General features: G+C 63.0%; 24 protein-coding genes. 9 read left to right on the top strand and 15 right to left on the bottom strand.

The features are described 5' to 3' along the window. The first annotated feature begins 10 nt into the window (after positions 1-10). A complete protein-coding gene (locus tag ACKAMS_RS13295) occupies positions 11-688 on the top strand; it encodes a Pr6Pr family membrane protein (RefSeq protein ID WP_070797210.1) in 678 nt (225 codons plus the stop codon). On the opposite strand, the gene ACKAMS_RS13290 is transcribed toward ACKAMS_RS13295, so the two are convergent. Then, positions 659-976: a DUF2322 family protein gene (locus tag ACKAMS_RS13290; protein ID WP_211916807.1), complete on the bottom strand. Its 318-nt coding sequence runs from the start codon at positions 974-976 to the stop codon at positions 659-661. The two genes, ACKAMS_RS13295 and ACKAMS_RS13290, sit on opposite strands and share 30 nt — an antisense overlap. A 132-nt stretch (positions 977-1108) precedes the next feature. Between ACKAMS_RS13290 and ACKAMS_RS13285 the strand changes: the two genes are divergently transcribed. Further along, the gene (locus tag ACKAMS_RS13285) at positions 1109-2332 is read left to right on the top strand and encodes an aspartate aminotransferase family protein (RefSeq protein ID WP_211916805.1); all 1224 of its coding nucleotides are present in this window, start codon (positions 1109-1111) and stop codon (positions 2330-2332) included. Positions 2333-2334: 2 nt separating this feature from the next. Here the strand turns inward: ACKAMS_RS13285 and ACKAMS_RS13280 are convergent, their stop codons facing one another. Then, positions 2335-2601: a hypothetical protein gene (locus ACKAMS_RS13280; protein WP_007732799.1), complete on the bottom strand. Its 267-nt coding sequence runs from the start codon at positions 2599-2601 to the stop codon at positions 2335-2337. A 17-nt stretch (positions 2602-2618) separates the two neighbouring features. On the opposite strand from ACKAMS_RS13280, the gene ACKAMS_RS13275 reads away from it, so the two are divergent. After that, positions 2619-3317 (top strand): hypothetical protein, encoded by a 699-nt coding sequence (locus ACKAMS_RS13275; protein WP_019748222.1) that lies wholly within the window; start codon positions 2619-2621, stop codon positions 3315-3317. Here the strand turns inward: ACKAMS_RS13275 and ACKAMS_RS13270 are convergent. The 3 genes from ACKAMS_RS13270 to ACKAMS_RS13260 form a co-directional block, all read right to left on the bottom strand. Beyond that, a complete protein-coding gene (locus tag ACKAMS_RS13270; RefSeq protein ID WP_003942237.1) occupies positions 3303-3983 on the bottom strand; it encodes a PhzF family phenazine biosynthesis protein in 681 nt (226 codons plus the stop codon). The two genes, ACKAMS_RS13275 and ACKAMS_RS13270, sit on opposite strands and share 15 nt — an antisense overlap. A gap of 80 nt (positions 3984-4063) precedes the next feature. Further along, positions 4064-4603 (bottom strand): carboxymuconolactone decarboxylase family protein, encoded by a 540-nt coding sequence (locus tag ACKAMS_RS13265; RefSeq protein ID WP_003942122.1) that lies wholly within the window; start codon positions 4601-4603, stop codon positions 4064-4066. A gap of 2 nt (positions 4604-4605) precedes the next feature. After that, positions 4606-5193 (bottom strand): peroxiredoxin, encoded by a 588-nt coding sequence (locus tag ACKAMS_RS13260; RefSeq protein ID WP_003942119.1) that lies wholly within the window; start codon positions 5191-5193, stop codon positions 4606-4608. Positions 5194-5422: 229 nt separating this feature from the next. Between ACKAMS_RS13260 and ACKAMS_RS13255 the strand changes: the two genes are divergently transcribed. Continuing rightward, the gene (locus ACKAMS_RS13255) at positions 5423-6343 is read left to right on the top strand and encodes a hydrogen peroxide-inducible genes activator (protein WP_211916803.1); all 921 of its coding nucleotides are present in this window, start codon (positions 5423-5425) and stop codon (positions 6341-6343) included. A 28-nt stretch (positions 6344-6371) separates the two neighbouring features. On the opposite strand, the gene ACKAMS_RS13250 is transcribed toward ACKAMS_RS13255, so the two are convergent. From ACKAMS_RS13250 to ACKAMS_RS13230, 5 genes are all read right to left on the bottom strand, one after another. Next, positions 6372-7772 carry an FAD-binding oxidoreductase gene (locus ACKAMS_RS13250; RefSeq protein ID WP_029255251.1) on the bottom strand — a complete coding sequence of 467 codons (1401 nt, stop codon included), beginning with the start codon at positions 7770-7772 and terminating at the stop codon, positions 6372-6374. Positions 7773-7849: 77 nt separating this feature from the next. Beyond that, on the bottom strand, positions 7850-8494 hold the full coding sequence (locus tag ACKAMS_RS13245; RefSeq protein ID WP_029255252.1) for a hypothetical protein: 645 nt from the start codon (positions 8492-8494) through the stop codon (positions 7850-7852). 267 nt (positions 8495-8761) lie between these two features. After that, positions 8762-10348: a hypothetical protein gene (locus ACKAMS_RS13240; RefSeq protein WP_408989117.1), complete on the bottom strand. Its 1587-nt coding sequence runs from the start codon at positions 10346-10348 to the stop codon at positions 8762-8764. Continuing rightward, positions 10345-10653 carry a type VII secretion target gene (locus tag ACKAMS_RS13235; protein WP_205907879.1) on the bottom strand — a complete coding sequence of 103 codons (309 nt, stop codon included), beginning with the start codon at positions 10651-10653 and terminating at the stop codon, positions 10345-10347. The genes ACKAMS_RS13240 and ACKAMS_RS13235 overlap by 4 nt, the downstream gene beginning before the upstream one ends. Before the next feature lie 120 nt (positions 10654-10773). After that, positions 10774-11622 (bottom strand): LysR substrate-binding domain-containing protein, encoded by an 849-nt coding sequence (locus tag ACKAMS_RS13230; protein ID WP_205907880.1) that lies wholly within the window; start codon positions 11620-11622, stop codon positions 10774-10776. A 56-nt stretch (positions 11623-11678) separates the two neighbouring features. Here ACKAMS_RS13230 and ACKAMS_RS13225 point away from each other — a divergent pair, with 56 nt between their 5' ends. Continuing rightward, positions 11679-12086 (top strand): DUF5997 family protein, encoded by a 408-nt coding sequence (locus tag ACKAMS_RS13225; protein WP_019748228.1) that lies wholly within the window; start codon positions 11679-11681, stop codon positions 12084-12086. Between the two features lie 53 nt (positions 12087-12139). On the opposite strand, the gene ACKAMS_RS13220 is transcribed toward ACKAMS_RS13225, so the two are convergent. From ACKAMS_RS13220 to ACKAMS_RS13210, 3 genes are all read right to left on the bottom strand, one after another. Continuing rightward, the gene (locus ACKAMS_RS13220; protein WP_020907550.1) at positions 12140-14644 is read right to left on the bottom strand and encodes an RNA helicase; all 2505 of its coding nucleotides are present in this window, start codon (positions 14642-14644) and stop codon (positions 12140-12142) included. Positions 14645-14670: 26 nt separating this feature from the next. Beyond that, positions 14671-15708, bottom strand: coding sequence for an alpha/beta fold hydrolase (locus tag ACKAMS_RS13215; RefSeq protein WP_019748230.1), 1038 nt, complete (start codon positions 15706-15708; stop codon positions 14671-14673). Positions 15709-15889: 181 nt separating this feature from the next. Then, positions 15890-16849, bottom strand: coding sequence for a proteasome assembly chaperone family protein (locus ACKAMS_RS13210; protein WP_003942198.1), 960 nt, complete (start codon positions 16847-16849; stop codon positions 15890-15892). Between the two features lie 361 nt (positions 16850-17210). Between ACKAMS_RS13210 and ACKAMS_RS13205 the strand changes: the two genes are divergently transcribed. Continuing rightward, positions 17211-17966 (top strand): sensor domain-containing protein, encoded by a 756-nt coding sequence (locus ACKAMS_RS13205; RefSeq protein ID WP_041814972.1) that lies wholly within the window; start codon positions 17211-17213, stop codon positions 17964-17966. Positions 17967-18120: 154 nt separating this feature from the next. Next, positions 18121-19251 carry a DUF4192 domain-containing protein gene (locus ACKAMS_RS13200; RefSeq protein WP_020907553.1) on the top strand — a complete coding sequence of 377 codons (1131 nt, stop codon included), beginning with the start codon at positions 18121-18123 and terminating at the stop codon, positions 19249-19251. Here the strand turns inward: ACKAMS_RS13200 and galE are convergent. Next, a complete protein-coding gene (gene galE, locus ACKAMS_RS13195) occupies positions 19248-20237 on the bottom strand; it encodes a UDP-glucose 4-epimerase GalE (RefSeq protein WP_019748233.1) in 990 nt (329 codons plus the stop codon). The two genes, ACKAMS_RS13200 and galE, sit on opposite strands and share 4 nt — an antisense overlap. An 8-nt stretch (positions 20238-20245) precedes the next feature. Further along, the gene (locus tag ACKAMS_RS13190; protein WP_003942150.1) at positions 20246-20932 is read right to left on the bottom strand and encodes a metal-dependent transcriptional regulator; all 687 of its coding nucleotides are present in this window, start codon (positions 20930-20932) and stop codon (positions 20246-20248) included. Positions 20933-21108: 176 nt separating this feature from the next. Here ACKAMS_RS13190 and ACKAMS_RS13185 point away from each other — a divergent pair, with 176 nt between their 5' ends. Both ACKAMS_RS13185 and ACKAMS_RS13180 read left to right on the top strand, forming a co-directional pair. Further along, on the top strand, positions 21109-22380 hold the full coding sequence (locus ACKAMS_RS13185) for an acetoin utilization protein AcuC (RefSeq protein ID WP_019748234.1): 1272 nt from the start codon (positions 21109-21111) through the stop codon (positions 22378-22380). Beyond that, entirely contained in the window at positions 22373-25078 is a 2706-nt protein-coding gene (locus ACKAMS_RS13180) for a bifunctional GNAT family N-acetyltransferase/acetate--CoA ligase family protein (RefSeq protein WP_060938493.1), read from the top strand. Before ACKAMS_RS13185 ends, ACKAMS_RS13180 begins: the two co-directional genes overlap by 8 nt. Positions 25079-25164: the final 86 nt, after the last annotated feature.

The following is a 25164-nucleotide window of genomic DNA, read 5'->3' as shown; positions in this document are numbered from 1 at the left end:
GATCGTTTTGATGTGCAAATATCGACCAGTGACGACAAATACCGCAAATGAGGCAGTTACACCGGTCGCGTCGACGCCTGTTGCCGTGCGAGTACTTCGCTTGTTGTTCGCGATCTACGGACTCACGGCGCTGCTGTGGATTCCGATTCGAAACGCCGACGGATTCTCGTTGTCGAACTATCTGAGCTACTTCACCATCGAGAGCAACATCCTTGCGGTGATCGTATTGCTGGTCGGCGCCCTTCGGGATCCGCAGTCTCGGACATGGCAGTCGGTTCGCGGTGCGGTGACGCTCTACATGGTGATCACCGGAATCATCTACGCCGTTCTACTGGCCAATATCGACGTCAATTTGAACGACGCGTGGATCAACTCGGCGCTCCACCGCATTCTTCCGCTGGTGATGCTCCTCGACTGGGTGTTCTTCGCTTCGAGGCACAGGATCTCCGAAATCCGCTCGCTGCAGTGGCTGCTGTTTCCGGTGATCTACGCGGTGTACACGTTGATTCGAGGGCCGATCGTCGACTGGTATCCGTATCCGTTCATGGATCCTCGCCACCAGGGCTATCTGGCCCTGTTCATCGGATTTGTCGTACTGGGCATCGCGATGGCCCTGATGGCGTTGGCGGTCAATGCCGTCGGACGGCTGGGAGCCGGGCTACGCGGACGGAACGCTGCGAAGTCCTAGTGGATTGTCGGAGGCGAGCACCTGCTCGAGGCGGTCCACGTTCGGGTGCTTACCGGGGTTCGCCCGCGCGTCCTCGGTGTGTTCGGCAAAGATCGTCAGTCCTGCCGAGGCGGCTTCGGGTGTGAGCGCGCCGTAGACCTGAGCGAGATGGTTGTACACCTTGACCGAGCCGGACTTTCCGGGCTTGTTCTCGACGGTGTCGATGACGGTTCCGTCGGCGTCGAGCACCTCGATGGCGGCCAGATGATCGATGGTGGGCAGTGCGGCGAGATTGTCGGCAAAAGTCATGGTCGACAGATTACGTGTGTACCCGGAAATGCCGGTGCCCGGCGAGCGCCGTCGTCCGCCGATTCCCGGTGTCGATATAGTCGCAGCACATCGTTTGCACACCAGCATCGTTTGTATTCGAAGGGGACAATGATGGCTTCGGCATTGTGGCACGGGTTCGCGGACATGGGCGCTGTGGAGAAGAACGGCGCGTTTGTCGTCTCTCGCGGTGAGGGCGCGTACATCTGGGACCGCGAGGGCACTCGGTATCTGGATGCGACGGCGGGCCTGTGGTTCACCAATGTCGGGCACGGGCGCACGGAGATCGCGGATGCGGTGGCGGCTCAGTTGTCGAAGATCGCTCATTTCTCGAATTTCGGTGATTTTGTTCCCGAGACCACGCAGGTGTTGGCGGAGCGGTTGGCGAAGATCGCGCCGGTTGCCGGGAGCAAGATCTTCTTCACTTCGGGTGGTTCGGATTCGGTGGACACTGCGGCGAAGCTCGCTCGCCGGTACTGGCACGAGGTGGGGCAGCCGGAGAAGGCGATCATCGTCGGTCGTCAGAAGGCGTACCACGGAATGCATGTTGCGGGAACGGCTCTGGCGGGTATTGCGGTGAACCGTGAGGGTTACGGCGAGCTGATGGCGGATGCGGCCACGGTCGGCTGGGATGATGCGAAGAGTCTGCTCGAGTTGATCGAGAGGATCGGTGCGAACAAGATCGCGGCGTTCTTCGCGGAGCCGATCATCGGTGCGGGTGGGGTGTATCTTCCGCCGGAGGGGTATCTGGCCGAGGTGCGTGACATCTGCCGCGAGCACGACATCCTCTTTGTCGTCGACGAGGTCGTGACCGGTTTCGGCCGGATCGGTGGTGAGTGGTTCGCGTCCACTCGTTTCGATTTGCAGCCGGACATGATGACCACGGCAAAGGGTTTGACGTCGGGTTACGTTCCGATGGGTGCGGTGTTCATCGCGCCGCGGGTGGCGGAGCCGTTCTATGCGGGTTCGTGGTGGCGCCATGGGTACACCTACGGCGGGCATGCCGGTGCTGCTGCGGCGGCGATGGCGAACCTCGACATTCTCGAGCGTGAGAATCTGCTCGCGGAGTCGAAGCGTCTGGAGGCATCGTTGCATACGCATCTGCAGCCGCTGGCGGAGCATCCGCGGGTGGCGGAGGTTCGTAGTGGGCTCGGTGCGGTCGCTGCGGTGCAGTTGGCTGATCCGGCGGAGGCTTTGCCGTTCGTGAAGACGTTGCGTGAGCACGGTATTTCGGGTCGCGCGGCGGGTCAGGGTGCGATGCAGATTTCGCCGACGTTCGTCATGACCGACGATCAGGTCGCGGAGATGGCAGCAGGGATCCTCGCAGCTCTCGGATGAGTTCAGTTGCGGCGCCGGAAGAGTTTCTCGATTCGGCGCCGCACAGCGTTGGGTGCAGGTTCGAGTTCCAGAACCTCTTGTTCCGACTGCTTGGCGTAGGCCTGGGTGTACCGCTCGTGCAGTACCGAGCGAATTTCGTCCGGAGAGTAGGCCCGACGCTGGCGTTCGCCGCGCGCAACGAGAACCCCGGTGGCGGCAACGCCCATTGCACCGGCGAGGCCGACCAGTTTCCAAACGTGCGAGGCGCGCAGAGGAGTAGGGAGTTTCATCCCTCTACGCTAGAGGCATGGACCGACGATTGCTTTCGCAGGTGAGTCTCGAGGAGGCCGCCGCGGCGACCCGCACGGGCGACATCTGGATCTTCCGCGGAGAGTCGACGGCGGACCGGGCCATCCAGACGCTGACCAACAGCCCGGTCAACCACGTCGGAATGTCGGTCGTGATCGACGACCTTCCGCCGCTGATGTGGCATGCGGAACTCGGTCACTCGCTGCAGGACATGTGGACCGGACGCTTCCAGCGTGGTGTCCAACTGCACGATCTGCGATCGGCGGTTCAGGTCTGGGGCGCCAAGTACGGGCAGCGTGGATGGTTGCGCCAGCTCGACCACGAAGTCACCCGGGAGCAGGAAGACGCTCTGCTCAAGACGATCGCACGGCTGGACGGTACGCCGTTCCCGTCGACGGCGAAGCTTGCCTCACGCTGGTTCGGAGGCCGAATCCCGAAGCTGCGCAAGAAGTCCGACGTGTCCGCAGTGGCCGTCGAGAGCGCCTATTGCGCCGAAGTGGTTGCCAAGACCTATGAGGCGATGGGTCTGCTTGTCGGTAACCGTCGTATCAACTGGTTCGATCCGGGCAAGTTCTGGAGTGGAGATCAGTTGCCCCTCGCGCCGGGAGTTGCGCTCGGTGACGAGATCTCGGTGTCACTCAGCGCACGTGACCTCGAGGCCGGACGCAATCCCGCCGGGTACTCACAAGGTTCGTGACGGCTCGGCGACGACGCGGCCGCCGACTTCGAGCCACCCTTCCGGAGAGAAGGTGGTGTGAAGCACCGATCCGCGTCCCTGGGTGATGAGCAGTGATTTCCTCAACCGGTCCGTGATGCGCAGCGCTGCAGATCCGGTCGCCTCGTCCTCGGCGATTCCCATCACCGGTGCGAACATGCGTGCGCGGATGGCAGCTTCGAGCTTGTCCTGCCATGCCCACAGATACGAATGATCCGCCTCGTAGTCGGACGGATCTGCGTCGATGACGTCGTCGACCGTGTCCATCGGATAGATCGCGAATTCCGGTGCCCATTCGGCACGCGCGCGTACCCACGTCAAAGCGCCGGATTGGCGGACGTCGACACTTCCGGCAGGAACGTCGAGGGCGCTCACGCGACGGCCCTGTTCGCCCAGCCACCACGTGGCACCGACGGTCGGGTGTCCGGCGAAGGGGAGTTCTGCTGCCGGAGTGAAGATCTGGACCCGCGCACGTGAGGCGCCGTCATCCGGAACGTCGATGAAGATGGTCTCGCTGTAGTCGAGTTCCTTCGCGACGGCTTGTCGATCCGATTCTGCAACCGTGGACGCGTCGACGATTCCCAACGGATTCCCGTGCTTGCCGTTCTCGTCCGTGAAGACCCGGACCACACTCACCTCGATACCCATCGGTCCACCCTAGCGCGCGAAAAGCCCTCCCCACCTTCACGGTGGGGAGGGCTCGTCGAACTGCACTCAGGTCCGAGTGATCAGACCTGTGCGGCAGAGAGGATCTCGTTGGCTTCGACAGCCTGTGCGACGCCCGCGACGATGGAACCGGCGCGGATCGCTTCGAAGATGACCTCGCGGTCGACACCTTCCTGGCGGAGGGTGTTCTCGTGAGCTTCGAGGCAGTGGTTGCAGCCGTTGATCGCGGACACTGCAAGCGACCACAATTCGAAGTCGGCCTTGTCGACGCCCGGGTTGCCGATGATGTTCATCCGCAGGCCGGCACGAAGGTCGTCGTACTTACCGTCGAGGTAGCCCTTGGTGCGGTAGAAGACGTTGTTCATGCCCATGATCGACGCTGCGCCGAGAGCGGCGTTGTACGCCTCTGCCGACAGGTTGTCGGCAGCCTCGGAAGCAATCTCCTTGAGCGTGGACGCAGACTTGGTGGCTGCGGCCGTTGCGAGGAGCGTTCCCCACAACTGCTGCTCGTTCAGGACCGTCGTGCGCGCAATGGAACTCAGGTTGAGCTTGAGGTCCTTCGCGTACTCGGGAAGCGAGTTCTTGAGGTTCTCGACGCTCATACTCAGACGCTCGCAGTCAGGAGTTCGCCGGCGTTGATGGTCGGGTCGCCCTTCTTCCAGTTGCATGCGCACAGCTCGTCGCTCTGGAGAGCGTCGAGGACGCGGAGAACCTCGTCGACGTTACGGCCGACGGAACCGGCTGTGACGGAGACGAACTGGATCTCGTTGTTGGGGTCGACGATGAACGTCGCGCGGTCTGCAACGCCGTCGGCGTTGAGGACGCCGGTGGCCTCGGCAAGCTCGCGCTTGAGGTCCGAGAGCATCGGGAAGGGGAGGGTCTTGAGCTCTTCGTGCTGTGCACGCCACTGGAAGTGCACGAACTCGTTGTCGACGGAAGCGCCGAGAACCTGAGCGTCACGGTCTGCGAACTCTTCGTTGAGCTTGCCGAATGCAGCAATCTCGGTGGGGCACACGAAGGTGAAGTCCTTGGGCCAGAAGAAGACGATGCGCCACTTGCCTGCGTAGTCGTCACTGGTGACGGTGGTGAAGTAGTCATCGGGCTGCTGGGCATCGACCTTGGACAGGTCGCCGCCGATGACAGCCGTGAGGTTGTAAGCGGGGAACTGGTCGCCGATTGTGAGCAGAGCCATGTGTCTCATTCTCCTACGTGTCTCGTGAACAGGAATTTCTTGCGCACACGATCCGGCTGTTCGGACTGTGACGGCCGAACGTGCTGGATCGAGAGGGTTTGTCACCGTCAGCGGGTCGGACGGTTTCGACTGGAGTGTCGAGGTTGTGACCGGCGCTTTTTGGTATGAGTCCATTCTGCATCAAACCGTTCAAAAGGTAAAGGTGATGGGTGGCACTACACTGATAGGCATGTCTGATCAGACTTATCAACCTTCCTTGTCACAGCTGCGTGCCTTTGTGTCGGTGGCCGAGTACCGGCACTTCGGTACTGCCGCAGCACGTTCCGGTGTGAGCCAACCCACACTGTCGCAGGCGCTGGCGGCTCTCGAGGCGGGACTAGGGGTCAAACTGATCGAACGTAGTACGCGGCGCGTGCTCGTGACCGCGGACGGACAGCGCTTGCTCGGTCAGGCGAAGCAAATCCTCGAGGCTGCCGACGGTTTCGTCGCGAGCGCGGCCGGCTCCGGCGACTCTCTGACCGGACCGCTACGCATCGGGTTGATCCCGACCGTTGCGCCGTACATTCTTCCGGGGTTGTTGCCGGAGCTGCGCGAGAAGCTACCGTCGTTGGCGCCGCAAATAGTCGAGGATCAAACGGCGCGCTTGCTTGATGCCCTCCGATCGGGAGCGCTCGACGTCGCGGTGTTGGCGCTTCCGGCCGGAACACCTGGCCTGGTGGAAGTTCCTGTGTACGAAGAGGACTTTGTGATGGTCGTGCCGAACGATCATTCCTTGGCCGGACGTATCGATCTCACGGCGGACGTGCTCGACGCGCTGCCGTTGCTCTTGCTCGACGACGGCCACTGCCTGCGCGACCAGACGTTGGATCTGTGCCGTTCGGTAGACGCCCATCCGCTTGCCGGCGACACGCGGGCTACCTCTCTCGCGACAGTCGTGCAGTGTGTGGCCGGGGGACTCGGGGTGACTTTGGTCCCGGAATCGGCTGTTGCAGTGGAGGTTCGACGCGGGGACTTGTCGACGGCGCATTTCGCGTCCCCGGCTCCAGGTCGCACGATCGGCGTCGTGTTCCGCTCGTCGAGTGGCCGAGCAGAAGGATTCCGTCAGCTGGCCGAGCTGGTCCGTTCGGTCAGCCCGACGGTTCCTCGATGACGTAACTCGTTCGACGTCGACGTGAAAGCTAGTCGAGAGAGCCTTCTTTCACGGCAATGACGGCTCCGGGATTGAGAATTCCCAGCGGGTCGAGCGCATCCTTGACCTTGCGATTGAGGGCCATGACGTCTTCACCCAACTGTGACGGCAGCCAGTCGCGCTTGAGTCGACCGACCCCGTGTTCGCCGGTGATCGTGCCGCCGAGCGCGATGGCGAGATCCATCACCCGTCCGAATGCGATCTGTGCGCGTTCGGACATGTCCGGGTCTGCGGGGTCGAAGACGATGAGAGGGTGTGTGTTTCCGTCTCCGGCGTGCGCCACCGTGCAGATCAGGACGTCGAGGTCGTCGGCGATGGCTTCGACCCCGGTTACCAGCTGGGGGAGTGCGCGCATGGGAACGCCCACGTCTTCGAGAAGCAGACTTCCCATCGCGAGCACTGCCGGGAACACTGCCCGCCGTGCCGCCGCAAAAGCGTCACCTTCGGCCTGGTCATCGGTGGCGAATACTTCGGTGGCTCCGTTGTTTTCGCACGCCTGAACAATCGTCTCGATTTCCAGCACGCCGGCCGCGCCGGGTGCGTCGGACTGCGCGAGCAGCAGTGCGTGAGCCTTGCGGTTCAGACCCATGCGTACCGAATCCTCGACGGCATTGATGCTGGCATGATCCATGAACTCGAGCATCGCCGGACGCATGTTGCTGGTGATCGCCAAGACCGCGTCCGCAGCTTCTTGTACCGAGTCGAACGACGCGACGACGGTTGATGCGGGCGGCTGCGCGGGAATCAAACGCAACGTGATTTCCGTGATGATGCCGAGAGTGCCCTCGCTGCCCACGAACAGTTTGGTGAGGGAGAGTCCGGCGACGTCCTTGAGAAGGGGACCTCCGAGGCTGACCGCTGTCCCGTCTGCCAGCACGACCCGGAGTCCGAGAACGTAGTCGGTGGTAACTCCGTACTTGACGCAGCAGAGTCCGCCGGCGTTGGTGGCTGCATTGCCGCCGATGGAACAGATCTCGAAGGACGACGGGTCAGGTGGGTACCAGAGTCCGTGCTCTGCGGCTGCTTTCTTGACCTCGGCATTCATCAAACCGGGCTGCGTAACCGCCACACGGGCGACCGGGTCGATCGTGATCTGTCGCATTCGCTCGGTGCTGACCACTATGCAACCGTCGACGGCGCTGGATCCACCGGAAAGGCCCGAGCCGGCACCTCTGGGAACCACCGGTACGCGGTTGGCGGTTGCCCAGCGCATCACTGTTTGGATGTCTTCGGTGCACGTTGCGCGAACCACGGCAGCGGGATGGCCGGCGGTCGGGTCGGCGGCCCAGTCCTGGCGGTAGCCCGCGGTCACATCCGGATCCAGCAGGACGGCTCCCTCGGGGAGTGCCGCTACAAGTTCGTCCAAGGCGTACGAATTTTCGACCGTCATCACTCCATCATGCGTCCGGCAGCGCCGCTGAGGTCCTGACTTGGTCAGATTTGGGCGCGGCACCGTTGCCCTGGCCCCTACCGGGCCGCATCTTCTGGCCAGCCGGGGTAGTTGGGGAGGACGAGGGGTGGGGCGAAGTCGGTGCTCATCCGGAGTCGATTCCCGTCGTGACGCGATTTGAACCAGTCAGAGCAAGTCTCCTGTTGCACACGGTCGCTGGTGGAGCTGGTGAATTTGTCGACGATCCAGCCGCCGAAGACGTCCCCTTCCGGTGCATTGCGGGGCCCTTCGAATCGAGGGTAGGGGGTAGCCGTAGAAGCGGTGTTGTGCATCCAGATCTCGTAACTACTGCTCGGGAGTCGCGACGAATCCGGTTTGCGGCCGTCGTAATCGGTATCGTAGGCGTCGGAGCAGGCGTAAGCGACCACGGTCGAATCGCCAGGGTATCCGGCGGGAATTGTTTGAATACTCAAGATCCGGTTGATGCTGGTACCTCGGTAGACGCGTGGTGGTGTGTCTGCGGGTTCTCCGTAGCGGCGATCGCTCGAGACCGTTCCACGAGTGTTCGCAGTGATTCTCGAGAACCCGTGGTAGGCGTCGCTGCGATCGCCACCACTGTCAACGATGTAGTCGGATTCTATGAATGCTCGGATTATGGTGGCCTCTTCGCTGAAGAGGTCGATGCCGGGGTCTGCGAGCCATTGGTTGTGATAGTCGGTCATGTAGCTCGGTAGTACATAGACGTTTGACGCGGCGGGCGTGGTTGTGGCGCTGACGTTTTCGGTTGAGTTGGGCGCCGCGCAACCCGCGATACATGATCCCATGCTGAATGCCAGTGCAAGAGCGGTTGCGGCGCGGTGGTTTCGCCTTGTAAACGCAGGAAATCTATCCGACATCGTCGAGTCCGTCTCTCATGTTGGTCATGAACGTATCGCGATTGAATCCCCGAAACGTCAAATAGTCCTGCAGCGTGCTGTCGAATTTGCCGTTTAGACCCAGGGTCTCCAGATCGACTGGTCTGAGGGATTCGCTCGGATCGCCATTGACTCTCCGACGGATCTGTTGTCCAGGCCTGCGATGTCGAGGTAGGCACCTTTGTTGTCGGCGAGATTGTGGGCGAGCGCAAGGGCAGAGGCGCCGGCCCGTTCGGCAACAGCTGGGTTGGAGTTGGTGGCGTCGGGTCCGATCCAATCGGTGAGGCCGCTGACGGCTCGTCCGTCATCGTTCCATTCGCGGGTGAACAGATTCACCACGTCGTCCTGATGAGCAGGGGTGGTGAGGAAGTCGGCGTTCGAAGGTATGTCCCGAGTGGCAACGTCGAGGGCTTTGGTGAGGCTGGAGTCGAGCTCATCGTTGCTGACGGGCTGGCCGTCGTCGTCGAAGACCAATCGCATCGGGGCGCTCGATGAAGTTTGCGATTGGAGAGGGGCGAGATCTGCGCTGCGATCGAGCAGTGCAGAACTCAAAGCGCTGCCGGATTGTGTCGCCGGGTCTGCATTTCGAAGTATGTCCGTGAGTGCATTCGAATCGTCGAAATGGTTGACGTTCACGGTGGTGGAGTACCCGCCGGGTTGGAGTTGCGAGCTGTACGCGGGGTCGCTGAAGATTCTGCGGACGTCTGGCGGAAGGTTGTCGAGGCTGCCCGCGTTGCCGTTGCCGTCGGTGACGTTGGGATTGGAGACGGTGAACATGCCCGAGGCGAGGGCGCTGGGGATTCGCGCGTCGGCGGGGACATTCGCATCGGGGAAGTTGACCGTGCGGAATCCTTCGGCTCCTGCACCGATATTCTTCAGCTCGTCGAGGTTGGTATCGGCGTAGAACTCACGTAGGTAGGCGAGTTGTTCCGGGTCGACGGCCACGGGCCCGCCGGCAGCAAGTTGCGCTTGTTGTTCCGGAGTGAAAGTCGTCGCGGCGATCAGCCGTTGCTTGGCCGCCTCGCTCTCGGGTGTTGCGCCCGGGGACTGCGCGAGAATGTCGGAGTCGTGGGCTCCCTGACCATCGAACCGAACGTGATGTGAAGGGGTGGTCGACGCTGCATCGGGGATCCCGAAATCGGCCTTGCGGTCGATGAGCGGGGTGCCTGCGGCGGTGATCTCCGTGAGGATTCTGGCGGCGCTCGCGTCAGTCTCGTCGACGTCCGTGAGTGCCGTGCCGATGCGCCACGAGTGATATTCGAGGCGGGCTTCTACCCCGCGCGGATCTGTGCTCGCCAGAGTTGCGGGCGTCGCGGTGACGGAACCGTCGTCAGAGACGGTGAAACCGTCGGCGCTCGCGTCGTCGACGCGGCTGACCAGTGTTTCGCGGGTGTACCGGAGGTTTGCCGATTGCGCTGCGACACAGCGCCCGGCGTCTCCGACTATCGCGACGGCGTCTCGCCCGAAGGCATGCTGCTGGGTTGCCGAATCCCATGCTGCGGTCGCCGCGCTGCCGCTCCAATCGCTGGTTGCGGTGTCCATGATGCGGTGCGCGATGTCGACGTTGCTGTCGAATACGTCATGTCCGCGGCCCAGGGAGCCGGCATAGTTGTCGAGGGCGTCCAGATTCCAGGATCGGATCTGCGAGATCGACAGTGTCATCGCACGTCTCCCGTATCCTCGATCCGTGCGCCGTTGGCGATGTCGACCCGGGCGAACACTCGTGCGGAGTTTTCCAGTTTCGTGCGGGTAGCAGTGATCCCCGCACCGATCGCGCGGCCGAGTTCGTCGACGGTGACGACGTTGTCGGCTATGGCTGCAGCGAACGCCGACCCGGCGGCTCCGGCCGATGCGGCGGTAGCGGCCTCCGAAGCCGAGAATCCACCGAGTTCCTCGGCAGATGCCGTCAGCCCCTCCGCAGCACTTGCCAATTCGGCTGGATCAGCTGAAAAAGTATCCACACCCATGAACGAATCCCCCCGAATTCATCTGCGAGATCACAGTGAATCGAGGATAGAGCATGCCAGATGACCCGACCTCGAGGGCTGCGTCATCGTCCTCGCGGTCGAGGGGGTTGTGTGAAAGCCCTAGCGGCCCTTCTGCTTTCCGGAGAACCGGCCACCCGAACTCTTGGTCCCACCGGACTTGCCGCTGCCTGATTTGCCGCCCGCCTTGGCCTTACCGGAACCGGCGTTGCGTCCGGATATGTTCTTTGCGGTGCCGGCGCCCTTAGCTTTCTGCCCGTTCTTGGCAGCTTCTGCGCGACGCTCGCGGGCCGCGATCTTGGCCTTGACGGAGCCCTTGATCTTCTCCGCCGGCTCACCGTTTCGGCCGCGGGAACTCTGCGCCGTTCGGCCCCGCACGATGCCGATAAGTTCCTCGACCAGATCTGTGGTCTTGGACTCCATCCATGCCAAAGCCACAGGAGCCTCGGGCGCACCGTCCACCGGACGGAAGGTCAGGTCCTTGCGATGGTGGAACCGCGCCAGCGAATGGGGAACCACGACAACTCCGACGCCGGCGGCCACCAACTCGATGGCGTCGGCGATGGTCGCGGGTCGCTCGGCGGCGGTCTTTCCGGGACGGGTCGGCCAGTCGAGTCTGTCGTCGAGAGGATCGAGCACTATCTCGTCGGCCAGATCGTCGACGGAAATCTGATCGACAGTAGTGAACACGTGATCTTTCGGTACCACCACCACCGGGGTTTCCGCATACAGCGAGATGGCGCTGATGCCGGCCCGGTCGATCGGCAGGCGAACCAACCCTGCATCTGCTTCACCTGCGCGAAGTGCAGCTTCGAGTTCGAGAACCGGGAACTGAACAAGTTCCAGACGCACCTCGGGGAGCCGCTCGTGCCACACCCGGACCCACTTGGTGGGCGTCACCCCCGGGGCGTACGCGAGTCGAAAAATTGCCTGACTATCCGCGTCTGTCACCAGGCAAGGCTACCGCCTTGGTAAAAGCACCCGTATCGGCTGGTTACTCTTGTTGCATGACGTCGAACAAAACTCCCCAGACGATGAAGCCGACGACGGCTGCCAAGAAGCTGGGTGTGTACCTGGAAGCAACACCTGCGCAGTTCCAGGAAGGCGACGTGACTCGTGACGAGCTGACCGCTCTGCAGACCGATCCGCCGGAGTGGCTGCTGGAGCTGCGACGCACCGGACCGCACCCTCGCCCGGTCATCGCCGCCAAGCTGGGCGTATCGATCGCCGGCCTGGCCCGCGGCGGCGTCGAAGAAGCACTCACCACGGATCAGATCGCCGCACTCCTCGAAGAGAAGCCTGATTGGCTCGAAAAGGAACGCGCTGTTCAGGCCGACGTGCGGGCCGAAAACGTTCGCATCAAGGAAAAGCGCGCTGCGCGTCGTAACCAGCCGCGGAAGGCTCGAAGGGGCTGACGCCCCCTGTGCGCCTTTCCGGTAGCGATGACTACCAGAAAGGCGCACAGGCGCTAGCCTTCTACGACGCTCAGCTCGTCGAACACGATTTCACCCGCGGCATCCGATTCCGGGATGTCGACGACGGCAAGCAGCGCCCATCCGTGATCGCCCTCCGGATCCTCGAGCACCTGCCGCACCCGCCAGAACTCTCCGTCCTCAGTGACCTGGAAGAGCGCCGGACCGCGCGCCGACGGCCCGGTTCCGATGGTTGCGTACTCCTCGAAGTACGGCAGTAGTTGCTCTTCCCACTCGGCGGCCTCGATACCGTCCTCGAGGTTTTCCAGCTCGTTCCACTGTCGACGCGACGCGAGATCGATGCGTCGGAACATCGCATTGCGCACCATGACGCGGAATGCGCGCGGGTTCGCCGAGATGGGACGGGGAATGTCGGCGCCGAACGCAACCTCTTCCGTGTCTGCCTCGGCTCCGGGGTCGGTGAGTGACTCCCACTCGTCGAGCAGGCTCGAGTCGACCTGACGGATCAGCTCGCCCAACCACTCGATGATGTCTTCGAGTTCCTCGGTGCGCGCTTCGGTCGGGACGGTTTGCCTCAGCGCGCGGTAGGCGTCGGCGAGGTAGCGCAGGACGAGGCCCTCGGACCGGGTAAGTCCGTAATGGCTGATCAATTCGGCAAACGTCATGGCGCGTTCGATCATGTCGCGCACCACGGACTTGGGGGAGAGGGCGAACTCGGTGATCCACGGGTGGCCACCCCGGTACATTTCGAAAGCCGGGAACAGCAAGTCCGACAAAGGTTTCGGCCAGGTGACCTCTTCGAGAAGCTCCATGCGCTCCTCGTACTCGATGCCGTCCGCCTTCATCTGCGCCACCGCTTCGCCGCGTGCGAAGTGCTGCTGCGCCATCAGAACCTGACGCGGATCGTCGAGCGTCGACTCGATGATCGAGACGACATCGAGTGCGTAACTGTCGGATTCGACGTCGAGAAGTTCGAATGCCGCCAAGGCGAACGGTGACAGTGGCTGGTTCAAGGCGAAGTCGCGTTGCAGGTCCATCGTCAACCGAGCCATGCGGCCGTACTCGTCGGGTTCGTCGAGGCGTTCCACGATGCCGGCGCTGAGCAATCCGCGATACAGCGAGATCGCTTTGAGGATGTGCTTGCGTTGCGCCGGACGCGATTCGTGGTTGTCCTCCAAGAGATGCCGCATTGCGTCGAAGCAGTTGCCCGGGCGGGCAATGACATTGAGCAGCATCGAGTTGCTGACCGAGAATCGCGACACCAACGGTTCGGGCGATGCCGCGACCAAGCGGTCGAACGTCGCTTCGCTCCAGGACACAAACCCCTCGGGAGCCTTCTTGCGTTGAATCTTCTTGATCTTCTTCGGATCGTCGCCGGCCTTGGCGACAGCCCGCAGATTCTCCACTTCGTGTTCCGGTGCCTGGACGACAACGGTGCCCATCGTGTCGTAGCCTGCACGACCCGCGCGGCCGGCGATCTGATGGAACTCGCGGGCCTTCAGATGCCGTGTGCGGACGCCGTCGTACTTGGCGAGACCGGTCAGCAGCACTGTGCGGATCGGGACGTTGATTCCGACGCCCAGAGTGTCGGTACCGCAGATCACCTTGAGGAGCCCGTCCTGCGCGAGAACTTCGATGAGCCGTCGGTACTTGGGCAACATGCCCGCATGGTGAACGCCGATGCCGTGCCGGACCAGGCGCGAGAGTGTCTTTCCGAACCCCGTGGTGAAGCGGAAACCGCCCAGCGCTTCGGCGATCGCTTCCTTCTCGGCCTTGGAACAGAAGTTGACGCTCGTCAGTGCCTGGGCGCGCTCGAGCGCGGCCGCCTGCGTGAAATGCACGATGTAGACGGGGGACTGGTTGGTGGTCACCAGATCTTCGATGGTTTCGCCGACCGGCGTGGTCGCGTACGAGAACATCAAAGGCACAGGGCGTTCCGTGCCGGAGACGACGGTGGTCGGCTTCCCGGTGCGACGCGTCAGATCCTCGGAGAAGAAGTCGACCTCACCGAGAGTTGCCGACATCAAGAGGAACTGCGCGTGCGGCAACTCGATGAGTGGAACCTGCCACGCCCAACCTCGATCGGGTTCGGAGTAGAAATGGAACTCGTCCATCACGACCTGGCCGATATCGGAGTTCGGGCCCTCTCGCAGTGCGAGATTCGCGACGATCTCTGCCGTCGCACAAATGATCGGCGCCGACGAGTTCACGGCGGCGTCGCCGGTCATCATGCCGACGTTCTCGGCACCGAAGACCTCACACAGCGCAAAGAACTTCTCACTCACCAAGGCCTTGATCGGCGCTGTGTAATAGGTGCGCTTGCCGAGCGACATCGCATAGAAATGCGCGCCGATCGCTACCATCGATTTACCGGACCCGGTCGGCGTCGCAAGGATCACGTTTGCACCCGAGACCAACTCCATGACGGCCTCTTCCTGGGCAGGATAGAGCGTCAAACCTCGTTCGAGGGTCCACGAAGAGAAGGCGTCGAAAACGGAATCAGGATCCGCGTTGTCGGGGAGAAGTTCCGTCAGCAGCACTCGTACAGGCTAGCCGCAACCGCGGATCAGGTTGCGCTTCGCTCGTCCGAGCCCATGGCGTCGAGCACTGCCATGCGGGTGGACGACGTTCCGGTGATGGTGTTCTCGCCGACGCCGGAGATCAGCATGTGACGCCAGCGGGCCTCGTCGAAGACGAGTGGTGCGGTGCTGGAAAGAAAATCTTCGACGATCTGCAGGAAACGCATCGGATCGTCGCGGAACGGGAAGTGGCCCGAGCCGCGGAAGATTTCGAGACGTGAGTTCGGCATCGCCGCATGCGCGAGGTGAGCGTGGGAGACGGGAATGACGGAGTCGTCGTCGCCCCAGATCAGTTGAACCGGCAGATTCTCGGTCAGATAACAGCGGTCGAGCATCGTGACGACCTGCCCGCGCCAGTCCACGACGGCCCGCAGCGTACGAAGGTAAGCCTCGTAGGCAGTGGGGTCGGGGAGATCAGCGAGCACTCGAATCAGGTCTGGCGTGTCGTGCAGCATGGTGCCGGGGCGCAGATTCGAACCGTGGACGACACCGGCAAGGTTTCCGGCCATCCGGACGAGCGGCATCGCTCCAGGTATCCGGAGCAGTTTGACGACCTCGTTGACCACCGGAACGGACATGAGGCGCAGCAGTGGGTGGACGTCCTTGGTGACGCCACCGGCCGAGACCAGCACGAGGCGATCCACCATGTGTGGGAATTGGTAGGAGAACTGCATCGCGACGCCGCCGCCGAGCGAATGCCCGATGACGGTGACGTGCTCGATGCCGAGCGTCGACAGAAGATCACGCATGCCGTTGGCATACGCGGCTACCGAATAATCGGCGCGCGGCTTGTCGGAGCGGCCGTGACCCAACAGGTCAGGTGCGATGACGGTGTACTTCTTGGCGAGGTGGGGAATGATCTCGGTCCACGTCGACGAGTTGTCGCCGATTCCGTGCAGGAGCAGTACTGCCGGACCCTCGCCGGCTATCCGAAATGCGCGTCGGTAGCCGTGAATCGTCCGGAACATCATCCGCGGTTCCTCGTCGGGGACCGGTCGGAGCTGACGGTTCCGTGGTCTGCTCATGTCGCCTCCTGGCTCGGCGTGTGACCACGTTGACTGTCTGCTCCAGTTGTTGAGCCGTCAACGAAAATCACACAGAGTTTGAGGCTATCCGACGGATGTGTCCTGAACAACAGCCCAGGTAACGGAGGGGTTGCGGAATGCGCACAATGTCGAATTATGCGCCCCGCCCGTCACATTTTCGTCAGTTGTCGCCTCGATCGAGGTCACCAGCTGAGCCGAAGTCGTCATTTCCTGCCTGTTCGGCCAGAAACTTTTCGAACTCTGCGCCGATCTCGTCACCGCTGGGAAGGTCGGCCTCGCCGGCCAGAAGGGACGACTGTTGTTCCTGAGCGGCGACAAAAGTGTCGTATTGACGCTCCAAAGCGTGGACTACAGTCTGAACTTCTTCGTTCCCGGCTATGTGCTCGTTAACCTGTTCCCGAACGCGCGCCGCGGCCTCACCCAGTGCAACCAAGGGCAATTCCAGATCCGAAACCTCGGAAACGTTTTCGAGCAAAGTCTCTGCGGCGCCCGGGTAGTCCGTTTGCGCGAGGTAGTGGGGGACATGCACCGAAAAGCCCATCGCCTCGTGCCCGTGCTGAGACATACGAAGCTCGAGGAGTGACGATGCGCTGCCGGGAACCTGCAGTTCACCTGACCAACGCTGATGGTCCTGGATCAGGTCCTTGTTGGTCGAATGTGCTGTCACACCCAGCGGTCGGGTGTGCGGGATTGCCATCGGAATCGCGTTGAGTCCGATGGTTCGACGCACTCCCAGCTGTTCGGACAACAGACGAACGGCTGTGGTGAACCGCTCCCACTTGAGGTCCGGTTCCATCCCTGCGAGCAGCAGGAACGGCGTGCCGGCCGTATCGCGCAGTGCGTACAGATTGAGCGCCGGAGCGTCGTAATCGGAGAAATGATCGGCCTTGAACGTCATCGTTGGTCGACGTGAGCGGTAGTCGATCAGCTCGTCGACAGCAAACGACGCGACAAGCTCGGTTTCCAGGCTTTCGCGCAGATGCGTCGTCGCCAACTTCACGGCGTGACCGGCGTCGGAGTAACCCTCGAGTCCGTGAATCAGGATCGGTCCCTGGCCGTCGGCAGCCGCCAACTGGGGCGCCGGAAATTCCAGCTCGTACATCCTCGACTGTTCGTCCATCGCAGTCCCCTTCGCTCTTCGGTCTTGATCTCAAGTGTCCACTATCGGCGCACGCTCGACAGCATCGGAGTCAGGTGCCCGACAGCACTGGATCAGACGTTCATCGGTAAGAACACCGAGTCGGTGACCGATCATTCCCGATCCGACGAGACGGACGTTCGCCGAGAGCGAAGCCGAGCGGTATCTTTCGACACTTGGCCTGGGCGTTCGCTAGATGTCGGGTGCGCGGCTTCGGACATGGCAGAGTGGAAGACAAGGTCGGCACGGCCGATTTGTCCGAAATGCATTGGTCGATTGTCGGGATCGGTCGAGGTCGAGTGCGGAGGCTTACATGCGGGTGTGTCCACGATCGTCCAGGCGAGTGGCCGCATGCTCCCTTGCTGCGGTGGCCGCCGTTGCACTACTCGCGGGCTGCTCCGGGTCGGTCCAAGGTGCACCCGTTCCGGACTCCGCGCCGGCGACTGCCGGTGCGACCGACAGCGGCTCAGCGGCGCCGAGTACGACGGCTGCACCCAAATCCTCGACGCCGAAATCCACCTCTCCGAAAACGGCGGCACCGTTGTCCGAACTGCTGCTGACTCCCGAGGAATTTCCCGAGCCCTTCGGCGCTGTTGTGTTGCCCCCGCAGGCCGTTCCGATGGCAGCGCCGGATCTAGTCGGCGTCCCACGCGGTGCCACCGTCGATCCATCCGAATGTGAGCCACCGGAACAGGATTACGGTCCGAACGGGACCGTGATGGCGGTCGGGACCGACAATGCGACGAGGGCAACGATTTCGGTCGAACTCACGAAGGTCGACGCACCACTGGACGAGTTGGAAGCGCAAACGCGCCAGTGCCCGTCCATGACGGTCACTGCGAACGGCGTCACCACTACAGTGACGACGGAAATTCTTCCGCCGTCGCCGATCGATGCCGACAAGACGATGTCACTTCGCCGCACCGTCGTGTCCCCCAAAGCCGCAGCCGGCGATCAGACGATGCTGACATTGATCGCGCAGGTCGGCGACGTACGGGTAGCAACAACACTGATGACGTTCGGTTCTGCGACGCCCTCGACGGCACCTCTGGATCAAGCGTTCACCGCAGCCGTACAGAAGGTCAAAGCAGGCAAGTGATTTCGCAGCACACGGGTCCGACACAGAGCGGACCTTTCGGTGCGGCGCGATCATTCGTCCCCAACTGACTCGATAATCCACAGACGAATTCGGCGTCGCTGTTTTCCCTGGTCGAGCGGATGGCGGCATCGGGGCGATCGACGAGGGTCTGTGCATGACCACATCACCTCTTCCAGGAGAATTCGAATTCTCCGACGACGACCTGGCCCTTTTCGGACGCGTTGAACGTGTTTCCGATCCAGGCGAATTGATCGCGGCAATACCCGCCCTCCTGGGATTCCATCCGTCCAACTCCGTCGTTGCGCTGTCTTTGATGGGCGCTTCCGCCTCGACGCTCGGCCCGGTAATGCGACACGACTACTTTCCCAGCGTCAAGGGAAAGCCTGCGAGGCAGATGAGCGCGGCGCTGCGCCAGTTCGCCGCCGTGTGTGACGGGGAAGGGGCGCGTGCGGTCGTTCTCGTGGTGATCACCGATTGCTCGACAGCTGAAACTCTCATCGACGAAACGATCGAGCTGGCCGAGGTATTTGAAGACATGCTCGGCGGAACCTGCGTCGATCTGGCTGACGTATTGTGCACGGCCGCAATAGAATCTGGCCAGCCGTGGACGAGCGTCACGCGTTCGATTCACCGCGGCACCCTGCCAGACCCGGCATCTTCGTCGGTCGCGGCGGCGCAGGTGTTGGGCGGGAGGGTCATTCGCCGTTCGCGCGAGGAACTGGTCCGGTGGGTACACGGTGCCGCTCGCAATCACGACGCGATTGCCCGACTGATCGCGAGCCGCCGAGAATCGAGTGAGTGCAGCGGAGGATCAGGCCGTGATGCAGCAGTTCAGCGCCGGGTCGATCTGGTGTTGGAACATGTCCGCCGTGTGGAGGCGGGCACTTACTACCCTGACCCGCAGGAATGTGCCGATCTGGTGGTCGCTTTGACGGACGTTCACGTGCGCGACGTGGTGTTGGGTCTGGCGATCACGTCGGTTGCCGCACATGCCGAACAATTGTGGCTCGTACTTACCCATGAAGTACCGTCTCCCGAACGAGCTTGGCCGGCAACACTTCTCGGGTTCTTTGCATACGTGCGCGGCGACGGGCCCCTGGCAGGTGTTGCGCTGTCGGCCGCACTGTCGGCCGATTCGGAACATACCTTGGCCGGATTGCTGGATTTATCGCTCCAATCCGGTGTGCACCCCGATGGGATCCGTGACCTTGCGGCCGTCGGATTGTCCATCGGCGAATCGCTCGGAATTGCCGGCTTGCCGCCGGCGCTGCCGAGTGGAAGCTAGCGAGCAGCGTGTGAGCGGTCGCCCAGATCCTGGAGGAACTGCCAAGCATCGGCGACTATGACGTCGAGATCGGTACGCGTGGGCGTCCAACCCAACTCGGCAATCGCCTTGTCGCTCGATGCGATCAGTACGGCCGGATCACCCAGCCGTCGTGACGCGTCTTCGACGTTGATCGGCAGGCCGGTGACCCGCGCACAGGCAGCGATCACCTCGCGCACGCTGAAGCCGGCACCACTTCCGAGGTTGTAGATGCGGTGCTCGCCGGGAACCGAGGATTCGAGCGCCAGCAGATGCGCTTCGGCGAGGTCAAGCACGTGTATGTAGTCGCGTACCGCGGTGCCGTCCGGCGTGGGCCAGTCGGTTCCGAATACCGAGATCTTGTCTCGCTGCTCGAGTGCGACCTGAAGGACGAGCGGAATCAGGTGGGTTTCGATCACCCGGTTCTCGCCGGCGGACTTGTACGCACCCGCGACGTTGAAGTAGCGCAAGCTGGTAGCGCCGAGGCCGTGGGCGATCGAGTACGAGGTGATCGCATGATCGATCGCGAGCTTGGTCGCGCCGTACGGATTGGTGGGGCGGGTCGGAGCGGTTTCCACGATGGGGGACTGCTCCGGCTCGCCGTACGTTGCGGCGGTGGAAGAGAACACGAGCCGGGGAGTGCCGGAGACACGAATCGCCTCGAGCAGCTCGATGGTCGTGACGACGTTTCCGCGCCAGTACTTTTCGGGGTGCAGCACGGATTCGCCGACCAGCGACTGCGCAGCGAAGTGAAGTACGCCGTCGAAAACCGGAGAACCCGCATTGCCGAGGATGTCGGCGGCCAGCGCCCCCACATCCCCTTCGATGAACTCGGCACCGGCAGGCACCGCGTCGGCATTTCCGGTGGAGAGGTCGTCGATGACGACAACTTCGTGTCCACGCTCGAGCAACACAGTGCTGCACACACTGCCGACGTAACCGGCGCCGCCGGTGACCAGGAGTTTCATCTAGTTCCTCAGACCTGCTTGACCTGAACGGCGTGAGCCATTTCCTCGGACAGGTCGAACCCGCTGTGACCCGGCACGATGATGGTCACCGAGCCCGGACGGGTTTCGACCGTCACCCTGGCGTCGGGAACGACGCCGGCGTCACGCAGCTGCGCGATCACCTCGGGATCGGACTGCACGTGCTCGGCGAGTCGCCGAACGACCACAGCTGTCTGTGCGCCGTGCGGAATATCGGTCAGGCGCACCAACGTTTCGGTGGTGGCAACCGGGCCGTCGAGTCCCAACTGGTCCAAGCCCGGAATCGGGTTGCCGTATGGCGACGTCGTGGGGTTGTTCAGAACGACGACGAGCCGACGCTCGACCTCCTCGCTCATCACGTGCTCCCAACGGCATGCCTCGGCATGTACGTCTTCCCATTTGAGACCGATGACGTCCACCAGTAGGCGCTCTGCCAACCGGTGCTTACGCATGACAGAGATCGCGAGATCGCGACCCTTGTCGGTGAGTTCCAGATGTCGATCGCCGGCGACCATCAGCAAGCCGTCGCGCTCCATACGCGCAACTGTCTGGCTGACGGTGGGTCCGCTCTGTTCGAGCCGTTCGGCGATCCGCGCCCGGAGTGGGACTACGCCCTCTTCTTCCAAGTCGTAGATCGTCCGGAGATACATCTCCGTGGTGTCGACTAGATCCTTCACACTCAACCCCTTCGTCAGTTGATCATTCTACCGTTCAGTTCGTGGTTCCGGTGCCGCCTCCACTGCGGCGAGTCCAGCGCGTGTCCGAATTGGATTCGTGTCACTCGATCTCGGTCCCCGAAGCGGGCCGCGAGTGTGGTGTGCGGCACGAAACGAGAAGGAAGTAGCGTGATCCCATGACCGCGTCGATCAGATCTGACGGGGACCCCGCGGCGTCTCGAGCGAATCGAGTCGTGGTGTGGAGTCCGGAGTACCTGAGCTATCGGTGGAGCGCCGATCACCCGATGAATCCCACTCGCCTCGATCTCACGATGGCACTCTCGCGAAGCCTCGGACTTCTCGAGGGCATCGAATTTCTCGAACCGAGCGCCGCGTCCGATGCCGACCTCCTCAGAATCCACACACCGGCATATCTTGCAGCGGTCAAAGACGCGGGTAACTCTGCGAACAACGGTGTGAGCGGCCAGGATGTTCCCCACGGGCTCGGTACCGAGGACAACCCGGTCTTCCCGCACATGCACGAAGCAAGTGCGATCCTCGCCGGCGGCTCGCTGGCCGCAGCGCAGGAAATCGCTTCGGGACGTACGCGACGCGCGGTCAGCATCGGCGGCGGCATGCACCACGCGATGGCGGATTGGGCTTCGGGATTCTGCGTCTACAACGATGCGGCTGTGGCGATTTCGTGGCTGCTCGACAACGGCTACGACCGCATCGCCTACATCGACGTCGACGCTCACCACGGTGACGGAGTGCAACATGCGTTCCTCGGGGACCCGCGGGTGCTCACGGTCTCGCTGCATCAGCACCCGGCGACGTTGTGGCCGAACACCGGATGGTCGAGCGAGGTCGGCGATGGCGCGGCCGAAGGTACAGCGGTGAACATCCCGGTGCTTCCCGGGACCGTCGACGCGTTGTGGCTGCGCGCATTTCACGCCGTCGTCCCGGGAGCCATTGCAGCCTTCCGCCCGCAGATCATCATCAGCCAGTGCGGAGTCGACTCGCACCGCGAGGACCCGCTCGCGGACCTCGCTCTGACCGTCGACGGCCAGCGAGCAGCGTTCCTGGCAATGCGCGATCTTGCCGACCGCTACTCCGAGGGCCGGTGGCTGGCAGTCGGCGGCGGCGGATACGGACTGGTTCGCGTCGTGCCGAGGGCATGGACTCACCTGATCGCTGCCGCGCTCGATCGCGAGGTCGACGTCGACACAGCTGTGCCTGACGAGTGGAAGGAATCGACGAAGCTGCGAGCGCCGAGCGTCGACCTCCCGCCGACCATGGGCGACGGCGGAGATGTCGCATACACCCCGTGGGACGGCCCGGGTGGTACACCGGAGACAGGTGTCGCCTCGGTAGATCGTGCACTCACCCGAATCGACTCGGCGATCATCGCCACACGCCGCGCTTCGTTCCCGCTACTCGGACTCGACCCGGAGGATCCCCGTGACTGAACAGTCCGATACCGATGCCGGCGGCGCGAGCGACCAGGCGCCGAACACCGACCCCGCTCACACCTATCCCCATTCGTGGGTAGTCGATGTTCTCGCCTCCGACGGCGGCGCGGTGGCGTTGCGACCCATCGTTCCCGAGGACGCGGACAAGCTCGTCGAATTCCACGGCAAACTCTCCGAGCGGACCCGGTACCTGCGCTACTTCGGCCCGTACCCCACGATGTCGGCGCGCGACGTGAAGAATTTCACGACGGTCGACCACCACAACCGCGTCGCCTTCGTGATGATGCTCGGCGACGAGATCATCGCGGTGGGTCGCTACGAGCGACTCCTCGACGTCGGTGACGGAAAGTCTGCCGAGGTCGCCTTCGTCGTCGCCGACGCACACCAGGGGCGCGGCCTCGGCCCGATCCTGCTCGAATACCTGGCAGCAGCAGCGGCCGAGAACGGCCTGACGATGTTCGTCGCCGAGGTCCTGTCCGAGAACCGCAACATGGTGACGGTGTTCCGTGAGGCGGGGTATCAGGTGAGCCGCTCGTTCGACGGTGGCGTGCTGCGCCTCGAATTCGCGATCGACCCGACGGAAGCGCTTGTTTCAGTACGTAATTCGCGTGAGCGGGCAGCTGAGGCCCGCAGCATGGGAAACGTGCTGAGTCCACGATCGGTGGCAGTGATCGGCGCATCAGCGGACCCCGCCAAGGTGGGTAACGCGGTGTTGACCAACCTGCTGCGCGGCGGATTCACCGGACCGGTCTACCCCGTCAACGCGGAGCATCGTTCGGTTCACGGGGTGCGGGCGTACCCAACTGTTCGCGACATTCCTGACGACGTCGATCTCGCCGTCGTGGCTGTACCTGCAGAATCGATCAATTCGGTACTCGACGACTGCCTCGACAAGGGCGTCAAAGCGCTGGTGGTGGTCTCGTCGGGCTTCAGCGAGAGCGGTCCGGACGGACGCTCGTCCGAACGCAAACTGGTCCATGCAGCACGCGCTCACGGAATGCGCCTCATCGGTCCGAATGCACTGGGAGTGGCGAACAACGACCCCGCGATCTCGTTGAATGCGACTCTCGCGCCGGTCTTGCCGGTGGCAGGCAACGTGGGCTTCTTCTGTCAGTCCGGCGCGCTCGGTATCGCCATTCTCGACGAAGCTGCGCGCAGCCGAATCGGGTTGTCCGCCTTCGTTTCTGCCGGCAACCGTGCGGACGTCTCGGGCAACGACCTTCTGCAGTACTGGGATTCCGACCAGTCCACCGAAGTGGTCCTTCTCTACCTCGAGAGCTTCGGCAACCCACGAAAGTTCTCCCGGATCGCCCGCCGAGTTGCGCGGAAGAAGCCGATCGTCGCGGTCAAGAGCGGTCGGCACGCGGTTCCGCCGGTTCTCGCCGCCACCGGAGTCGAGATCGACGATTCCATCGTCCGCGCCCTCTTCGAACAGGCGGGCGTCATCCAGGTCGGCTCCATTTCACAATTGTTCGACTGTGCCTTGCTCTTCGGATACCAGCCGTTGCCGGCCGGTCCACGGCTTGCTGTCATCGGCAACTCGACCGCGCTCGGTGTCCTTGCCGCGGACGCCGCCCGCAGTGAAGGTTTGCAGGTCAGCGACCCGGTCGACCTTGGCGCCCAGGCGAGTCCGGAACTGTTCGCCGCTGCCGTGCGCGACGCGTTGGCGTCGTTCGACGTCGATGCCGTCATCGCCGTCTTCGTTCCTCCGGTTGCCATTCCGGTCGAGCCGTTCGCGAAAGCGCTCAAAGACGCCGTCGCCGGCTCGGACAAGCCGATTCTCACGACGTTCCTCGCAGCCGAGGGAGTGCCGGACGTCCTGGCGGTCCGCGACGAAGTCGGAAACCCGACCCGCGGTTCGGTGCCGTCCTACCCGGGGCCGGAGCGCGCCGCACTGGCACTGGCGAGGGCCTGGCGTTACGCGGAGTGGCGCAGCAAGCCTGCGTCGAAGGTTGTTCGCCCCGCGGGAATCGACTCCGAACGAGCTCAGAAGATGGTGGCCGCCTGGCTTGAAAACTCGCCTGGCCGTTGGCTTTCGGACGTCGAAGCAGCAGCTCTTCTCGAGTGCTACGGGGTTGCAGTCGTCGAATTCCGTTCGGTCCTGAGCGAAGACGAAGCTGTAGAGGCAGCGGATGCTGTCGGCTACCCGGTCGCGGTCAAGGCAACCGGCGAAATGTGGCGCCACCGACCGGATCTGGGCGGTGTCAGGCTGGATCTGAGTGGACCTGAATCGGTGCGCCTCGCTTACCGAGATCTTGCGGCCGCGTCGGGTGAACCGCTGCTGCACGTGCAGAAAATGGCAACCAAGGGCATCGGGTGTGTGGTTGGTGTCCAAGACGACCCGTCGTTCGGTTCGCTGATCTCGTTCGGTCTCGCCGGTGTGATCTCCGATCTCCTCGGGGACCGTGCCTATCGCGTACTGCCGCTCACGGAAGACGCTGCTACGGAGTTGATCGACGCACCCAAGGCAGCGCCGCTGCTCTCCGGATATCGAAATGCCGTTCCGGTCAACAAGGGTGCCTTGGTCGATCTGGTCCAGCGGATCTCGGCGCTGGCCGACGACATTCCGGAAGTCCGCGAACTGGCCTGTGAGCCGGTACTTGCTTCGGCTACCGGCGCGGAGATCACCGATTCGCGAGTACGCATCGGGCCCGAGCCGAGCGCAATCGACCTGGGGCCCAGGCGTCTGCGGTAGGTACAACGAACAACACCGGCCACCGCACATTCCCGAGGGGGAGGGAACAAGCGGTGGCCGGTGCTTTGTGCGGTGCGTCAGCGCGA

It is taken from the genome of Rhodococcus sp. 5A-K4 (genome assembly GCF_046097995.1).
Lineage (GTDB): Bacteria > Actinomycetota > Actinomycetes > Mycobacteriales > Mycobacteriaceae > Rhodococcus_F > Rhodococcus_F erythropolis.
Note: the sequence above shows the minus strand (reverse complement) of the source record. Positions and strands in the feature narration are given on the sequence as shown.